Origin of the sequence: Pseudoalteromonas sp. MEBiC 03485 (genome assembly GCF_004195145.1) — a bacterium.
GTDB lineage: Bacteria > Pseudomonadota > Gammaproteobacteria > Enterobacterales > Alteromonadaceae > Pseudoalteromonas > Pseudoalteromonas apostichopi.
In genome coordinates this window covers 2,346,895-2,363,024 of sequence record NZ_SGBT01000001.1, presented here as the reverse complement: position 1 = coordinate 2,363,024, position 16,130 = coordinate 2,346,895, and the positions used below count along the sequence as shown (strand labels likewise).

13 protein-coding genes are annotated in these 16,130 nt (G+C 40.7%); 2 read left to right on the top strand and 11 right to left on the bottom strand.

What is annotated here, in order from left to right; all coding sequences use genetic code 11:
- Positions 1–3: 3 nt before the first annotated feature.
- The 10 genes from EVU92_RS10990 to pyrC all read right to left on the bottom strand — a co-directional run bounded on the left by EVU92_RS10990 (position 4) and on the right by pyrC (position 9,158).
- Positions 4–1,008, bottom strand: a complete 1,005-nt coding sequence (locus EVU92_RS10990) for a hypothetical protein (RefSeq protein WP_130051254.1) — start codon at positions 1,006–1,008, stop codon at positions 4–6.
- Between the two features lie 56 nt (positions 1,009–1,064).
- Complete coding sequence (locus EVU92_RS10985) at positions 1,065–2,324, bottom strand: tetratricopeptide repeat protein (RefSeq protein ID WP_130051253.1); 1,260 nt, start codon at positions 2,322–2,324, stop codon at positions 1,065–1,067.
- Between the two features lie 11 nt (positions 2,325–2,335).
- Entirely contained in the window at positions 2,336–2,953 is a 618-nt protein-coding gene (locus tag EVU92_RS10980) for an energy transducer TonB (protein WP_054551556.1), read from the bottom strand.
- On the bottom strand, positions 2,953–3,357 hold the full coding sequence (locus EVU92_RS10975) for a biopolymer transporter ExbD (RefSeq protein ID WP_054551557.1): 405 nt from the start codon (positions 3,355–3,357) through the stop codon (positions 2,953–2,955). The genes EVU92_RS10980 and EVU92_RS10975 overlap by 1 nt, the downstream gene beginning before the upstream one ends.
- A 14-nt stretch (positions 3,358–3,371) precedes the next feature.
- Positions 3,372–3,896 carry a MotA/TolQ/ExbB proton channel family protein gene (locus tag EVU92_RS10970; RefSeq protein WP_062570716.1) on the bottom strand — a complete coding sequence of 175 codons (525 nt, stop codon included), beginning with the start codon at positions 3,894–3,896 and terminating at the stop codon, positions 3,372–3,374.
- Positions 3,896–5,260: a MotA/TolQ/ExbB proton channel family protein gene (locus EVU92_RS10965; protein WP_130051252.1), complete on the bottom strand. Its 1,365-nt coding sequence runs from the start codon at positions 5,258–5,260 to the stop codon at positions 3,896–3,898. Before EVU92_RS10965 ends, EVU92_RS10970 begins: the two co-directional genes overlap by 1 nt.
- 6 nt (positions 5,261–5,266) lie before the next feature.
- Positions 5,267–6,037, bottom strand: a complete 771-nt coding sequence (locus tag EVU92_RS10960) for a DUF3450 domain-containing protein (RefSeq protein WP_054551560.1) — start codon at positions 6,035–6,037, stop codon at positions 5,267–5,269.
- A gap of 474 nt (positions 6,038–6,511) precedes the next feature.
- A complete protein-coding gene (locus EVU92_RS10955; RefSeq protein ID WP_130051251.1) occupies positions 6,512–7,126 on the bottom strand; it encodes a response regulator transcription factor in 615 nt (204 codons plus the stop codon).
- 430 nt (positions 7,127–7,556) lie between these two features.
- A complete protein-coding gene (locus EVU92_RS10950; RefSeq protein WP_036967526.1) occupies positions 7,557–7,766 on the bottom strand; it encodes a cold-shock protein in 210 nt (69 codons plus the stop codon).
- A 345-nt stretch (positions 7,767–8,111) separates the two neighbouring features.
- Positions 8,112–9,158: a dihydroorotase gene (gene pyrC / locus EVU92_RS10945; protein WP_130051250.1), complete on the bottom strand. Its 1,047-nt coding sequence runs from the start codon at positions 9,156–9,158 to the stop codon at positions 8,112–8,114.
- A 191-nt stretch (positions 9,159–9,349) separates the two neighbouring features.
- On the opposite strand from pyrC, the gene EVU92_RS10940 reads away from it, so the two are divergent.
- The gene (locus tag EVU92_RS10940) at positions 9,350–11,719 is read left to right on the top strand and encodes an EAL domain-containing protein (RefSeq protein WP_130051249.1); all 2,370 of its coding nucleotides are present in this window, start codon (positions 9,350–9,352) and stop codon (positions 11,717–11,719) included.
- Between the two features lie 58 nt (positions 11,720–11,777).
- Here the strand turns inward: EVU92_RS10940 and EVU92_RS10935 are convergent, their stop codons facing one another.
- Positions 11,778–14,057, bottom strand: coding sequence for an acyl-CoA dehydrogenase (locus EVU92_RS10935; protein WP_130051248.1), 2,280 nt, complete (start codon positions 14,055–14,057; stop codon positions 11,778–11,780).
- 168 nt (positions 14,058–14,225) lie between these two features.
- Here EVU92_RS10935 and EVU92_RS10930 point away from each other — a divergent pair, with 168 nt between their 5' ends.
- Positions 14,226–16,076, top strand: coding sequence for a M2 family metallopeptidase (locus EVU92_RS10930; protein ID WP_130051247.1), 1,851 nt, complete (start codon positions 14,226–14,228; stop codon positions 16,074–16,076).
- Positions 16,077–16,130 lie beyond the last annotated feature (54 nt).

The window sequence follows — 16,130 nt, the reverse complement described above, 5'->3', positions numbered from 1 at the left end:
GTACTAATTTATAAAAATAAAACTCATTGCAGGATAAAGTATAATATCCTCAATTAACCAATCCGCTTGCAGCTGATCTACGCCTAAACGCTTCATTAAATTGACACGTGCTTGCTGTTCACTCCAAGTGTGATAATGAATACCTAAGTCGGTTTCCATCATAACTTGCCAGAAGTATTGCTCGCCTTGCGTTAGCTTACGTTTACTTTTTAGCGGGTCTATATAATCAAGCTGCCAATCAAGACCACTGTGCTGATGATTTTCCACAAAATAAGTCATCACTAATGGGTTAACATGAGAATCTGATACAGGTAATACAAAATCTGCTCTTTGTAACTGCTTAAGTGAACTTTGGACCTCACTAAGCCAGTTTAAAGGAGACTTAGTCTCACCACTGAAGTAATTAAGTTTACTTTGGTACCAGTCTTTACCGTTCGCTAAACCAACTAAACCAAGCTTTGTACGAGGTTTATATTGAGTTAAGTATTGATTGAGTTTATAAAGCGCTGCTTGGACACTGTCATCGCTGTTATCCAGATGCGATTTAACCATGTTATGCAATAACGTTAACTCAATTTTATTTAATTTAAGGTTGCTTTGTTCAGCAGCAATTAACTGCATTTCAACTAACTCTAACCAATTAGCTAGTGCATTTGCTGAATAGTTATCCTGTGAACGAGCTTGACTAATAACATCACGTTGTACAGGCCAGACAAAATAACGTTCAGGATAACGCTCGGCAATAATTAAATAATTTAATTGCGCCTGTTGTGACTCATCTAAAGACGTCGCTTTTAGCTTTTGATAAGCTTGGTGACGTGCTTGCAAATAACTTTCAGAGAAAGGCCAGCTAGTAGCTTCACTTTGCAGTTCTTGATTAGATAATAAATTATTAATTCTTTGCAGCGCTTGCTGCCCTTCCCTAAAAGTCTTGAAACCTGAAGATTGCTCAGAGCAAGCTATCAGCATCACACTTGCGACAAGTAATAATACGATCTGTCTTAGCATTTTAAAATTCCATAAAAAAAGCCCCAGAGGGGCTTTTTAATTTAAAACAACATCAATTAGATTTTTACACCGTTACGAGCGGCTTTATCTTTGATGAAGGCTGACCAGCTCTTCGCGAAACGACGCGTGCGCGGATCATCCATTGCCTTAGTGATAGCGTTGTAAGCTTGCTTGTACTTCTCTTGGTAGTAGTAAGCTTCAGCTAAATCAGAATAGATAGTTCCTTTTTTATCAGAACCTAACTCTAATGCCTTGTTCAAACGAACAACGGCTGCACTATAATTTTGCGATTGTAAAAGTAATGAACCTGCTTTGCGGTAAAGCTCTGCATCGTCATCAAATTTAGCCGCTTCTTCATAGTATTTAGCTGCTTTTTCAATATCTTTAGAACGGTGGTAATTAGATGCCACTGCGCTGATATTTTGCTTGTTACGCTTAACTTTTTCTTCGTTGATTGCCTTTTCAAGCACGACTGCTGCTTTGTAAGGAATATCATTTAACGAATAGAAGTTAGAAAGTACTTTGTATTCAACTTCGTTTTCAAAATAGCCATTTTTGTAGGCAACTTCCATGGTCGCTAGACCTTTTTTGAAGTCTTCGGTTTGTAGGTAGTATTTACCTAAACCAACCCAGGCTTTTTTGTCTTCAGGCCAAACACGAACAATCTCTTCAGCTACTTCCACCATGTTTTTGTACTGTTTAAGTTCAAAATAGGCAGCTAGCTTTAATTGGTAAGAAGCTTTTGCAGGTTCTTTTGCCAATTCAATTGCTTTGTCTGCAGCAGGAAGAACGTCTTTGTAAAGTTTTAACTCGTAGTTTGCTTGCGCAATACGTGTATAAACTTTGTCGTCTTCCTCACCTGTGAAGTCCATCCAAGCTGCATAAGCTTCTTTCGCTTTTGCATATTGCTCAGTACCCGCGTACATATCACCTAGAAGTTTTAGGCCTTGCTCTTGGTCAGCAAAGTTTAAAACGTCAGGCTTAACTGCCGCTGAGATGTGCTTAATAGCCAATTGGTACTGCTCTTTTTGAGCGTACATCTGACCTAAGTAACGATCAACTGTTGCCTTATCGAAATCATCCGAAGGATCGATTTCTTTAAGTAGTGCAATCGCTTCATCAAGCTTATCTTCATTGTACAAGTCAAACGCTTTAATAACTTTCTTACCAACGCGCTCGCCCATAACTTTAGTTTTTGCTTTTTTACGCGCTTCAATCTTCGCGTAATCTGGCGCTGCTAAAGCAGGTGCAGTGAAAGCTACACCTGATAGAGACATAAGAAGCGCAAGTGCAGTTACTTTAGATAAATTTCTCATTACTCGCCTCCTTAGTTGCCTTGGTTAAGTTTAAAGTCTAATTGTACTTGAAGACCAAATTGCTTCTGTGGTTTACCATCGATGATTTTCGGACGGTACTTCCACTTACGTAGCGCACGTTTAGCTTCGCGGTCGAAGATACGTTTTGGATCGGCGTCGATCACTTCAACATCTTCTACACCACCAACTTCATTGATAGTGAATGAAAGTTGTACCCAACCTTCCTTACCATCACGCGCTGCTTGCGTAGGGTATTTTGGTTCAATACGAACGATAGGTGTCGCATCACCATCACGTCCAAATGCACCTGGACCACTTAGGCCACCAGCTGTGCTACCCACATCGATGCTTGGCATATTAAATGACAAACCACCAGTGTTCGGGTTGCTGTTTTCCGGCTGAGGCGGCTGCGGCTTAGGCGGCTGCTTTGGCGGTGGCGGAGGCGGAGGCGGAACACGCTTCCTCTCCTGCACCTTAGATTCAGGCGGATTCGTCATAATTTCGACTACGATCTGTTCTTTTTGTTCAGTCGCACGATCAGCTCCACCGGAGATGAGGTACGCCATGAAGTAGAACAAGCCGAAAGTAACTGCCCCACCTGCAATCAGTGAAAACAGAAAACGAATCATTACTGATCTCCAGCTATTGAAATTTTAAGGTTATCACCCGTCGCTTTGATCTGGTCCATAACTTTAACCACTACGCCGTGTTTTGCTTCTTTATCAGCTTGCAAAATCACAACTTCAGTAGGTTGTTCTGCTAATAAACTTTCAAGTTTAGCTGATACACGCTCAACGTCTACTTGTTGTTTATCAATCCAGATCGCACCGTCAGCACGGATAGCAACAAAAATGTTTGCATTTTTTTGCTTCGTAGCTGCAGCTGCTTTAGGTTTATTGACTTCGATACCAGCCTCTTTAACGAACGATGTAGTTACGATAAAGAAAATAAGCATGATAAATACGATGTCAAGCATTGGCGTCATGTCAACCGCTGCTTCTTCTTCTTCACGAAAACGTTGTTTACGTGCCATATTTAATTCTCTCTCTAGTGATGAGGCATGCTATCTACAAGTTTAGCTTTCGCCATTCTCGCTCTCGCTTCTAGACGTGAGCTAAAGAATACTCCAGATAGTGCCGCAACCATTCCAGCCATTGTTGGGATTGTTGCCATTGAAATACCTGATGCCATTAAACGTGCGTTACCTGTACCTTGAGTAGCCATGGTTTCGAAAACCGCGATCATACCCGTTACAGTACCTAGTAAGCCTATTAAAGGACAAATAGCTACCAATGTCTTAATCAACAACATACGCTGATCTAATTTTTCAGACGCTTCAGAAATCCATGCTTCACGGATTCTGTGTGCGTACCAAGACGTAGTGTCTTGGCGGGCATCCCACTGAGCTACAATGTTCTTCGTCATACGAGGAAACTCAGCTAGTAGGAACCAATAGCGCTCAATCATTAAAACCCACATAAGAAAGAGTGCTATCGCGACCACGTATAAAACCTGGCCGCCTGTGCCAACAAAATCCCTGATAGATTCCCAGATCTCCATCAGGACTAGCATTAGGCTTTCTCCTTCTCCGCGTGAGCAGCGATGATACCTGCGCTTTGCTCATCAAGGACATGTAGAACCGACTTACTACGACCCGCAACAATTGAGTGAAGTAGAATAAGTGGTAGAGCTGCAATTAGACCTAACGCTGTAGTAACAAGTGCTAGAGAGATATTACCAGCCATGATCTTCGGATCACCTGTACCGAACAATGTGATTGTTTGGAACGTAAGGATCATACCGATTACCGTACCTAGTAGACCTAGTAATGGAGCGATTGCTGCCAAGATCTTGATGATGTTGATACCAGCTTCAATGCGAGGCGTTTCACGTAAGATTGCTTCGTCAAGTTTAAGCTCAAGGTTTTCAACGTCTTGATTCTTGTTGTCAGCATAAACCTTAAGAATACGACCCAGTGGGTTGTTTGTATTCGGAGTAGAAAGGTTTTTAAGCTGGCTCTTAATCTTAGTGCTAGTAAGCGCAAGATCAATGAAACGAACGATGAAGATAAGTAGACCAACAACAAGTAATACTGTGATGATGTAACCTACTTCAGCACCTTGCTCGTAGTATTCCATTAACGATTTCTTCTGCGTGTTGATACGTAAGATCGCGCCACGAGTCGGGTCGATGTATACGCCAGCATAGTTGTCAGAAGAAGTATTTTCTAAATCGCTGATACCAGCTAGGATGTAGCTATCAGGTTGCTTACCTAGTGGTTGGATTGCTTTAGTTTCTGGTGAGTAGATTAAATAACCATCGTCAGTTACTAAGTTGAAGTTACCGATACGCGTTACTTTCTTCACAGAAGATGAACCGTCAAGACCCGCAACTTCAGTTTCGAAAGTTGAAACTTTAGCTGACTCAGTCATTTCAGTTTGAAGAGAAATCCAAAGCTCTTCAAGTTCACGTACAGTTGGAAGTTCTTTCGCAGCAGCTAGTGAGCGAAGTACTTCAGCACGTCCTGGTTTTTCAGCAGAAACAAGTGATGCTTCGATTGAACCGATTGCATCAGCAGCTGCACGACGTACAACACCGAACATCTCACCTAACGTACCTTGAGCGTTTAAAAGAGCTTGCTCTTTCTCAGCTAAAGTATTTTCGTTTTGTGCATATTCTTTAGCTAAACGATCACCACGAGCTTTTTCAGCAGCTAGGTCACTTTTAGCTTTGTTAAGTAACGCTTGCTTATCAGCACGAGCTGAAAGGAACTCTTGTTCACGTTGCTTATTTAATTTGCCTTCAGAGATACGTTCTTGCTTAACTTGCTCAAGAATTTTGTCTAAAGCATCAGTGTTTGCATGTGCATTAAGCGCGGTACCTGCAGAAACAGATAGTACTGCTGCAACAGCAAAACCTTTAAATAGTTTCTTCATTATTGATTACTCCGCGCCAAAGATTGGTAGTTTAACAAGTTCTAATGTCGCTTGTTTACGCGCCATACGAATAACTTCTTTAACAGGTTTTAGGTATTCTTCACCTAATTCTTTCCACTGTTTAGTGTTGTTATCCCACACCCACGCGTGCTTAAGGTCAAAAGACTGAGCAACGTAAGTGATACGACCTAAACGACCGAAGTCAACGTTGATGCTCTTACCGTCGATCTCAAGAGTACCTTGTGAAGCAGTTACAGCTGAGCTGTATGCAGTTTCAACAGTGTAAGCTTCAAGAACTTGGCGGAATTTTTCAGATGTAGTAACTGATGCTGACGCCATGATGTCACGAAGTCTTTCAACACGTGCTAGACGGTTTTCAAGATTGAACGGAACGTCCGCTTTGATGAATTGCTCAAGCGTATCGATCATGCGATACATCAAAGGCACAACGTTTTGTTTCGTGTTATCGATAGTTGCGATTTGACGGTCAAACGACTCGATTGAAGCATTTTGGTCAGCGACCAAACGTGCTACGTGATCGTTATAAACCTTCATTAGCTCAGTTTCGTCAACAACGCTACGGTACTCAGCGATTAGCTCTTGAGTTTGACCATATACATTGTCAATTTTAGTTTGAGACTTAACAGCAGCCTTTTGAATTTGTTGACCTGCATCTTGCACATCTTTCAAAGGATCTGCAATCACATTGCTGCTTGCAAATGCAAAAGCGCCAACCAACGCTGATGCTACAAGACTCTTTCTGATTTTAACAGACATAGTTCCCAACCAATTAAGTAATGTTACTTTTATAATTTAATTACCCCCCGAAGAGGACAACCCTGATATCTTTTAATAGATATCAACCCTCCAATAATGCTAAATGCATCAGAGTCTGTCAACTTGATGTTCGGCTTTCGTCGGAAAAATTTGGTGACTCGTCGTTGAAAGGAAAAGAACCAAAACAACGAATTAACAAAAATATAACAGAGGTGTTCATATGATACTTCTATAGCCCTTTGCTGGCGAACATCGCATTCATATTAGGTTCAACCTTAAACATAAATGTAACATTTTATGAAATCTGAAAATGCTGAAGAAAAATGAAAAAAAAAATCCGTTTATTCATCTAAAAAATCTATTTTGAAGAATTTTTATGCACTCGCCACGTGTAACCGCTCAATAAGCAGCCAAATCAGGCACTAAACACAAGAATGAGAGAGTTGAAATCTCTCACCGCTATGGGTGAGAGAGTTAAAATATTGCGCGGTCTTTTACAAGCTTGGCAAGTGAAATAATTGAATCAACTTCAAGCTTTTCAAATATTTTCGCTTTGTATGTACTTACTGTTTTGTTACTAATAAAGAGCTTTTCACCGATATCTTTGTTCGATAAGCCTTGTAGTAAATAATTCATCACCGCAAGCTCACGTTCAGTTAATAACTCGTCAATGTCTTTTTCCGAAGCGATTAAGTGCTCTTGCGGGAAGAATGTATAACCACGCAAAATCATTTCAACGGCTGAAGAGATATCTTCAAGGCTCTCTGCTTTGTTTACAAACCCCTGCGCACCAAGTTTTGCAGCTGTACGGATAATATGCTTGTCTTGCTTAGCTGATAGAAACAACACTTTACCAGTAAAACCACTACTGACGGCGCGCTTATATAAACTAAAGCCATCGGAGTCTTCTAACTCGATGTCTAAAATCGCTAGCGCTACATTATTACTTTTTAAAAACTGCAACGCTTCTTTTTGACTTGCAACAGCTTGTACTTCGTTTACTAGTGTAGACTTGGCAAGTGCCATTTTAATTGCTGTTGCCACCATTGGGTGGTCGTCTACCAAAAGTATATTGTTTCCTATGCTCATCGATTAGCAAACCTTCATTATATTTCATCAAACAAGTATAAGTTACTCAGCATTATTTCCACATGTGGATAAGTTAAGTTTAGCGGGTTATTTCTAGTTTGGTGAAAAATAACTGTAAACATTTTGCTGCTAACTTTCGAGTTCAATCAAAACTACTAACTAACATAACAGACGCTGTTATGTTTAATAAATTACATCGTTACAGCATATAATACTTTAGTTATGGAGAGTAGCTTTTAGAGCATAGATCGTGAAGTTCTAGCTTATCGTCTGATTAAATTAGTCGCTTTCAATGCCTTTGGAGGAATATAATTTCGGTACAGCTAATTAATGTTTGGTGAGATATGAGTGTTGCAATTTTTTGTGAGGTAATGATGAATTTTGGTGAAACAGAAACTGTTCCACCAAAATGAGAGGTTCACATAATAAATTATGCTACTTCTACGTTCTCAGCTTCAGGGCCTTTTTGACCTTGTTTGATGCCGAAAGATACTTGTTGACCTTCGCTAAGAGTGCGGAAGCCTGTACCTGTGATAGCACTGAAGTGTACGAATACATCAGGGCCATTTTCTTGTTCAATAAAACCGAAGCCTTTAGCTTCGTTGAAGAACTTAACTTTACCAGTAACCGTGTTTGACATACCAAATTTTCCTGTAAGTCAATTATTAAAATTCAGCCATAATGGCTCTATCCTCCCTGAGTGAATGCCCAATAAACTTGGGGTAAAGTACAGGAAGAACCAATAACCTAACCGGTAACCGTACAGCCGCACATTATCCGTAAATTCAATACGCAAAAACTCAAAGCAATTTAAGACTAACACATTAAATAGTTTTTAGCTCTATTAATCGAAAATAATTTTAAGGTCAACTGCCGAAACAAAAATATATGACAGTATTATTTATAAACAATTAATAATAAATGAAAAAAGCCCATCAAAATGATGGGCTTCTAATTTTCAAGAAAAGAGTGCTATTGCTTTTGATTATTTTACTTGCCAATCCATTTTCGCTTCAGCTTTGATTGGCACCACTTCTGAATCACCTAGTTTATAGCTTGCTGGTACCGTCCAGCTTTCTTTAAATAGTGTAATAGTATCTTGGTTACGAGGCATACCATAGAAGTCTGGACCAAAGTGGCTTGCAAAACCTTCTAGTTTATCTAAAGCCCCCGCTTCTTCAAATGCTTCAGCATATAACTCAATCGCAGCATGTGCTGTGTAAGCACCTGCACATCCGCAAGCTGCTTCTTTTTTATCTTTGTAGTGCGGAGCAGAATCAGTACCTAAGAAGAACTTTTTACTACCACTTGTTGCAGCAGCAATCAACGCTTGTTGATGGATATTACGCTTCAAAATAGGTAAGCAGTAATAATGAGGGCGAATTCCACCCGCTAACATGTGATTACGATTATAAAGTAAGTGATGAGCAGTAATTGTTGCTGCTACATTTTCAGGTGCATTATTAACAAACTCTACCGCATCTTTTGTTGTGATGTGCTCAAGCACAATTTTTAAGTTAGGGAAATCGTTCACTACGTCCGCTAAAATTGTTTCTAGGAACACCTTCTCACGATCAAAAATATCAATAGATGAATCTGTCACTTCACCATGAACAAGCAACAACATACCCACTTCTTGCATTGCTTCAAGTACTGGGTAGATGTTTTTGATTGAAGTAACACCTGAATCTGAGTTTGTAGTCGCACCAGCTGGGTACAACTTAGCTGCAACAATTTTACCCGTTGCTTTCGCTTTTTTGATTTCTTCTGGCGTAGTTTTATCTGTCAGATAAAGCACCATTAACGGTTCAAAGTTACCCTGTGGGCCGGCAGCTTTAATTCGCTCATAGTAAGATAACGCAGTTTCTGTACAAGTTGCCGGTGGAACAAGATTAGGCATGATAATTGCGCGACCCATGTAACGGCTTGCGTCACGAACGGTATCAACGAGTTGCTCACCATCACGTAAATGAATGTGCCAATCATCAGGGCGTGTAATTGTTAGAGTTTGCATCGAATTTAAATCTGACATTGCTTGTTTCCACGGCTAAAGTTAGGGGGATAGCGTAAACTTTGAGCAAATAACCTTGCTAAATTACCCAAGTTCATATTCAGGTGCCTAGTTTACACCAGTTCCAGTTTTTTTTGAAAATAACTTTGTGGATAGTTTGATAGTAGGTTAACGTAATAAATTAATACAACATTTCGGTTACCTTTTATTCTATGCCTAAGAGTTTAGACACTGCTTTTGCACTTGAGGTCAAAACAGACCAACTACATATAATTAATCAATTTTCATCATCTGTAATGCAATTAGACACAGTTGAAGAATTATTAGAATATGTTACGTCTGAAGTGGTTAGCCGCCTAGGCTTTATTGAATGTGTAATTTACCTCGCAGATGATAAAACTCGCACCCTAAAAGAAATGGCTTCTATAGGCACAGCTGGCAGCCATGATACTTACCATATTGACCGTACAGAAATCAGCTTTGATCAAGGCATTACGGGTTATGTCGCAAGTACTGGTAAACCTTTGATGATTGCTGATGTTAGCCAAGATCCACGTTACATCGCTGATTCTCGCCCAGCTCTTTCTGAGCTTTGCGTACCATTAGTTTACAAAGAAAAAATACTGGGTGTGATTGACTGTGAGCATCCGCAAAAAGATTACTACAATGACGCGCATTTAGAGATTTTATCAACTGTCGCGCATTTATTAAGTGCCAAGATCAATCAGGTTCGCACCATAGAAAACTTACAGCAAACCGTCATGCAGTTAAACGATGCGCAAAAGCTAGAACGATCGATGCTGCAAATCGCCAATTTGACGTATCAATCAAGTGAACTAGATAGTTTTTTTGAGTCATTACACGGCATTATTACCTCTTTACTCAGGGCAGATAATTTCTTCATTGGCCTTTATGACAAGCAGCTCGATGTGCTTGATTTAGTTTATATTATTGAAGAAGGCGTGCGCTCAAATGCTCATAAAAAAATATCGAAAGAACAACTAAAAGACACTGCGTCTTATTACTTACTAAATATAGATCAGTCACTTCTTTTTACTAAAGAAGAATTTCAGCAGCACATTGATGCTGGGCATTTTAAAATGGTCGGTCGTCAGGCTGAGTCTTGGCTAGGTGTACCGTTTAAAGTGAATGAGCGTATTAGCGGTGTCATTGCCGTACAAAGCTACAGTAAAAGTTACCATTATGACGAGCATGATCGTGCCTTACTCACTTATGTTAGCCGTCAAATCAGCATGGCAATAGACCGTCAATTATCAAGGCAAGAGCTTGAGCATCGAGCTCTTCACGATGAATTAACAGGACTTGCTAATCGTTCTTTACTGATTGAGCGAATTAAACATGCAATACTTCGCCTTGCAAGAGCAAATAAGCAACATAAGCATGCCCTACTCTATTTAGACTTTGACCGCTTTAAAAGTATCAATGATTCGTTAGGCCATGAAGTTGGTGACCATTTTTTAGTTAAAATTTGTGAATTGATCTTAAGCACTATTCGTAACACCGACACCTTCGCCCGCTTAGGAGGCGATGAGTTTGCCATTTTTATGGAAAACATTACCGATAAACAACAAATAAATGATGCCCTTGAACGGATCCAGCATGTGCTCGCACAGCCCCTTGATATTGATGGACACCTTCTACAAGCATCGACTAGTATAGGTGTTGCTTTTTGTGAAAGTAGTCGCGATCAAGCGTATAAGCTATTGCAGCATGCTGATGCAGCAATGTACGAGGCGAAATCATCTGGCCGTGGTAAAGTTAAGTTTTTCAACAATACAATGCGTAAAAAACTTAAAAATCATGCCGATATAGAAAATGATTTACAGCATGGCATTGAGCATGACGACTTTGAACTTTACTACCAGCCAATTTTTACTATTCAAGACACAAGAGTTGTTGGTTTTGAGGCCCTTGTGCGCTGGCATCACCCAAGCAAAGGCTTTGTCTCGCCAAATGATTTTATTCCGGTAGCAGAAGACACAGGTCAAATTATCAACCTAGATTTACATTTACTTCAGCTTGCTGCAAAGCAAATTGCAAAGTGGACGAGTGAAGGAAAAGCATTTGGCCGAATTACCGTAAATGTGTCATCGCGTCACTTTGCTAGCCTCGATTTTGTGGAACAAATACATGCCTTATATAAGCAATATAAGTTACCTCTTGGCTCACTATGCTTAGAAATAACCGAATCTGGACTTATCGGTAATCTAGAGCTGGCGACAAAAATCATCAAGGGTCTTGAGCCTCTTGAAGTGAAACTGTGTTTAGATGACTTTGGTACAGGCTATTCCGCGCTTGGGTATTTACACCAATTACCGATTCATATAATGAAAATTGATAAAAGTTTCATTGACCATTTAAACAAAGCGCACAACCCCTTAGTCGATGCTATTTTATCGTTAGCGCAATCATTAAAGCTCGATGTAGTCGCAGAAGGAATTGAAACGGAAAAACAATTGGCTATTTTAAAGCAAACTCAATGTAAATTTGGCCAAGGCTTTTTAAAAGCAAAGCCTATGCCCGCTAGTGAAGCAGAAAAAGTGATAGCAAACGGCCTGTAACTAAGTATAAAAAAGCCTTGCGAATGCAAGGCTTGGCTCTATTAAATATTAGGAACGTTTACAGCTCCCCAGGAGCGAAGTTATCCACAGCTATCGCTTTTTTGCGCAGCTCATTGGCTTTGTTCATTCGCTCAGCAACGGTTTCGTTAATCAAGTTTTTCTCTGCCGCTACGACTATTGCATCCTCAAGTTCAAGGTTTTTAGCAATAGTGCCTTCTTTTTGCCATTTACGAAGCTGCTTAAAGTCATCGTGGGTATCAATCATGGCTAGAAAGGCATTTTCCATCACCCCTGTACCGGCATTTTCATCAACATAACAAAGGTGAGTTAATCTGTCTCTGAAGACACCTGGCTTGCTCATGTGCTCACACATAGTTTGTGCTAACTCGTCACTTGGGCGGTGATAATGATTACCTACCGGGAACACAATGCGTTTCAGTAAGAAATTAATAACAGGATTAGAGAAGTTTTTAAAGAAACCATCGAATGCCTGACCTATGCAAAATAACGAATGCTCAACAGCATATTGTACAAATGATAAATCAGCTTGTTGACGGCCTTCATCTTCGTAGCGTTTCAGTACACATGAAGCTAAATATAAGTGACTAAGCACATCACCTAGGCGCGCCGAAATCATCTCTTTACGTTTTAACTCACCGCCTAAAACCAGCATAGCAACATCAGTACAAAACGCTAAGCCACGACTCATGCGGCTTAATTGTTTGTAATACACAGCTGTTGCACCAGATACCGGCGCTTTTGCGAAGTAACTACGTGTTAATCCGTGTACAAACGCCATACCTGCGTTGCTACCAGCAAACAAAATATGTTGCAGTAGTAATGAGTCAAACTCTTTTAAAGCAACATCATGATCTTCCATTGCAGCCGCTTCCATTTCTTTAAGAACAAAAGGATGGCAACGCGTAGCACCTTGACCAAAAATCATCAAATTACGAGTGAGAATGTTTGCACCTTCTACAGTAATCGACACCGGGATCCCCATATAGCCATGAGCTAAATAGTTATTTGGGCCCACTTGGATCCCTTTACCTGAGTGAATATCCATAGCGTCATTCATAACAGTACGACCCATTTCTGTCATATGATATTTTGCAATTGCAGTAACCACAGACGGACTCAACTTCATATCAATCGCGCCTGCAGTCATTAGTCTTGCAGACTCTAAGGTGTAAGTTAAACCACCTATGCGCGCAAGAGCCTCTTGCACTCCTTCGAATTGTCCAATTGAAACACCAAATTGTTGACGCACAGTTGCATAGGCTGATGTCATTCTTGAAGCCAAGTGGCCTGTTGCTGTACTAAGCGCAGGTAACGAAATACCTCGGCCTGCACTTAAACACTCAACTAACATGCGCCAACCTCTACCTGCGCCTTTTTCGCCACCAATGATCCAATCAAGTGGAATAAACACATCTTTACCGTAAGTTGTGCCATTCATAAATGCCATATTCAACGGGTAATGACGCTCACCTGTCTGTACACCTTCGTGATCAGTAGGAATTAGCGCACATGTAATGCCAAGCTCTGTTTTATCACCTAATAAGCCGTCAGGATCGTACATTTTAAATGCAAGACCCAGCACTGTAGCAATTGGCGCAAGCGTGATATAGCGTTTTGACCAGTTAAGTTTTAAGCCAATCACTTCTTCACCGTTATGCATGCCCTTACAAACTACACCAGTATCAGGAATACTACCCGCATCAGAACCCGCCTCAGGGCCCGTTAAAGCAAAACAAGGCACATCATCACCTTTCGCTAGGCTTGGTAACCAACGCTCTTGTTGCTCGGTAGTACCATAATGAAGCAGTAATTCGCCTGGGCCTAAGCTATTTGGCACCATGACGGTCACCGCAGCGGTTAAGCTCTTAGTGGCAATTTTCGATACGATGGTTGAATTAGCTATGGCTGAAAACTCACGGCCACCAAATTTTTCAGGAATAATTAACGCAAAGAAACCTTCTTTTTTTAGGTAGTCCCACACTTCTTTTGGTAGGTCTTTATCTTTTTGCACGATTTGATAGTCATCAAGCATAGCTAACAAGGTTTCGACTTGCTCGCTCATAAATGCGCGTTCTTTTTCGCTAAGTTCGGGTTTAGGGAAACGATGCAGCTTTTGCCAATCAGGGTTACCGCTGAATAATTCACCATCCCACCAAACGTCACCTGCTTCCATGGCTTCACGCTCTGTTTGCGATAATGGCGGCAAAACTTTTTTAAACATACTAAACGTAGGTCGTGTAACAAGATTGATGCGAATGTCTTTCACAGCAAAAATTACAATCACAGCAACTAGTAACAGAATAATTACGGTCGTCATTGTGCAATCCTTTTATTTTATTTAACTGCTTCAAGTATGACTGATCGTGCCATAAATACAACGTAAGCAGCTCTTACTAAGGTTGTTTTTAGCGATGCTGTTTGTTGTTTACTAAGACACTGCTATTATGCATGTGCAATAAATAACAATAAACTTCTAGGGAACGTTATGAAAAAGACTCCATTTAAGCTCAGTATGAGCGCACTTATGGTAGCGAGTGCTCTTGCACTTACTGGCTGTAATGATGACGCTGCGAGTACTAAAACGACAACGACTGAAGTCCAAACAAGTCAAGTAACCGCACAAGATGCCGCTAAATTTATCGCCGATACTGAAAAAGAATTAAGTGCGCTTTATTTAGAAGCAAGCCGCGCTGAGTGGATTTATGCCAACTTCATCACCTATGATACTGCTGAGCTATCTGCTGAAGTTAATCGCAAAATGACCGAAGCCGTTGTACGCCTTGCTAATGAAGCTGCAAAATTTGATAGTTTAGAACTTGATTACGATGCACGCCGTAAACTTGATAAGCTAAAACTAGCGCTCACTTTACCTGCACCACAAGATGCTGAAAAAACAGCAAAACTCTCGCAGTTAGTTGCTGAGTTAGGTGGTATATATGGTAAAGGTAAATACTGTAAAGAAGATGGTAGCTGTTTAAGCCTTGGCGAAATGACCGCTAAAATGGCAACGAGCCGTGATTACAATGAATTGCTTGATTTATGGCAAGGTTGGCGTCAGGTTTCAAAACCAATGCGCCCACTGTATGAACAACAAGTTGCTTTAACCAATGAAGGCGCAAAAGAGCTAGGTTATGCGGATACAGGTGCTATGTGGCGTAGTAAATACGACATGCCAGCCGATGATTTTGCAAAAGAGCTTGACCGTATTTGGGGCCAAGTTAAACCTCTTTATGATTCATTACATTGTCATGTTCGTGCCAAGCTAGGTGAAAAATATGGCGAAGATAAAGTACCACAAGACCAACCTATCCCAGCACACCTTTTAGGTAATATGTGGGCACAGACTTGGGGTAACATTTACGATGTTGTCGCACCTGAAAATGCCGATCCTGGTTATGACGTAACTGAACTATTAGCTGAGCACGATTACGACGAACTTAAAATGGTACGTGGTGCTGAGAAGTTCTTTACATCGATGGGCTTTGCGCCACTGCCAGATACTTTCTATGAACGCTCACTGTTTACTAAACCACAAGACCGTGACGTGCAGTGTCATGCTTCAGCATGGGATATTGATAGCAAAGATGACCTGCGTATTAAGATGTGTATTCAACGTACAGGTGAAGAATTCTCTGTTATTCACCACGAGCTAGGCCATAACTTTTATCAACGTGCATACAAAAATCAGCCTGTTTACTATCAAGAGAGTGCGAACGATGGTTTCCACGAAGCGATTGGTGACACCATTGCGCTTTCGGTTACACCGGGTTATTTAAAAGAAATTGGTTTATTAGACGAAGTGCCTGATGAGTCAAAAGATATTGGCCTACTAATGAAAATGGCATTAGACAAAGTAGCATTTATCCCATTTGGTTTATTAGTAGACCAATGGCGCTGGAAAGTTTTCTCAGGTGAAGTAACGCCAGAGAACTACAACAAAGCGTGGTGGGAATTACGTGAAAAATACCAAGGTGTACAAGCGCCTATCGCACGTAGCGAAGCAGACTTCGATCCGGGTGCAAAATATCACGTACCAGGTAACACGCCTTACACGCGTTATTTCTTAGCACACATTTTACAATTCGACTTCCACAGAAGTTTATGTGAAATTGCTGGTAACAAAGAAGCGATACACCGCTGCTCAGTTTACAACTCTGCTGAGGCGGGTGAAAAACTAAATGCGATGTTAGAAATGGGTTCAAGCCGCCCATGGCAAGAAGCTCTTGCGACGATCACTGGTAAAGAAGAAATGGATGCAACAGCAATCTTAGATTACTTTGCACCGTTACAAAAATACCTTGATGAGCAAAATGAAGGCCGCCAGTGCGGTTGGTAATGATAAAAACGAAAAAGCCCGCATAATGCGGGCTTTTTTATGTCATCAAATTAA

Bases quoted from the DNA above. Each gene is read 5' to 3' on its own strand.
- EVU92_RS10960 (WP_054551560.1), bottom strand. From the start codon at position 6,037: ATGTCTGTTAAAATCAGAAAGAGTCTTGTAGCATCAGCGTTGGTTGGC.
- EVU92_RS10965 (WP_130051252.1), bottom strand. From the start codon at position 5,260: ATGAAGAAACTATTTAAAGGTTTTGCTGTTGCAGCAGTACTATCTGTT.
- EVU92_RS10950 (WP_036967526.1), bottom strand. From the start codon at position 7,766: ATGTCAAACACGGTTACTGGTAAAGTTAAGTTCTTCAACGAAGCTAAA.
- EVU92_RS10935 (WP_130051248.1), bottom strand. From the start codon at position 14,057: ATGACGACCGTAATTATTCTGTTACTAGTTGCTGTGATTGTAATTTTT.
- EVU92_RS10985 (WP_130051253.1), bottom strand. From the start codon at position 2,324: ATGAGAAATTTATCTAAAGTAACTGCACTTGCGCTTCTTATGTCTCTA.
- EVU92_RS10980 (WP_054551556.1), bottom strand. From the start codon at position 2,953: ATGATTCGTTTTCTGTTTTCACTGATTGCAGGTGGGGCAGTTACTTTC.
- EVU92_RS10975 (WP_054551557.1), bottom strand. From the start codon at position 3,357: ATGGCACGTAAACAACGTTTTCGTGAAGAAGAAGAAGCAGCGGTTGAC.
- EVU92_RS10930 (WP_130051247.1), top strand. From the start codon at position 14,226: ATGAAAAAGACTCCATTTAAGCTCAGTATGAGCGCACTTATGGTAGCG.
- EVU92_RS10990 (WP_130051254.1), bottom strand. From the start codon at position 1,008: ATGCTAAGACAGATCGTATTATTACTTGTCGCAAGTGTGATGCTGATA.
- EVU92_RS10955 (WP_130051251.1), bottom strand. From the start codon at position 7,126: ATGAGCATAGGAAACAATATACTTTTGGTAGACGACCACCCAATGGTG.
- pyrC (WP_130051250.1), bottom strand. From the start codon at position 9,158: ATGTCAGATTTAAATTCGATGCAAACTCTAACAATTACACGCCCTGAT.
- EVU92_RS10940 (WP_130051249.1), top strand. From the start codon at position 9,350: ATGCCTAAGAGTTTAGACACTGCTTTTGCACTTGAGGTCAAAACAGAC.
- EVU92_RS10970 (WP_062570716.1), bottom strand. From the start codon at position 3,896: ATGCTAGTCCTGATGGAGATCTGGGAATCTATCAGGGATTTTGTTGGC.